This is a genomic window from Halomonas sp. KHS3, assembly GCF_000830495.1.
Lineage (GTDB): Bacteria > Pseudomonadota > Gammaproteobacteria > Pseudomonadales > Halomonadaceae > Vreelandella > Vreelandella titanicae.
The window spans coordinates 1,463,669-1,463,966 of sequence record NZ_JWHY01000002.1 but is presented as its reverse complement, the minus strand read 5'-3'; the positions used below and the strand labels follow the sequence as shown (position 1 = coordinate 1,463,966).

1 pseudogene is annotated in these 298 nt (G+C 65.4%); it reads right to left on the bottom strand.

From position 1 onward, the window contains the following. Positions 1–298, bottom strand: a pseudogene (locus RO22_RS08775) (electron transfer flavoprotein subunit alpha/FixB family protein); the annotation flags it as partial.

The window sequence follows — 298 nt, the reverse complement described above, 5'->3', positions numbered from 1 at the left end:
CTGTCCACGGCGATAACGTCCGACAGCTGGCTGACGTCTTTTAGCGCGGCTAAACGCGGCAGCACGTTTTTGCCGGTGGTGGAGGCGCTGGCCAGTACGTGGGTGTAGCCATCGGCCAGTTCGACCAGCAGCGCGCCCATGGGCTCGGCCAGCTGGTGGGCGTAAACGGCGTTATCCGCAACGCGCACTTTGCTTACACCGTCGAGCTTGGCGGCGGCCTCGGCGGCGGCTTGAACGCCTTCACCGGCCACCAGAACGTCAATATCGCCACCGATGGCTTGGGCGGCCGCCACGACGT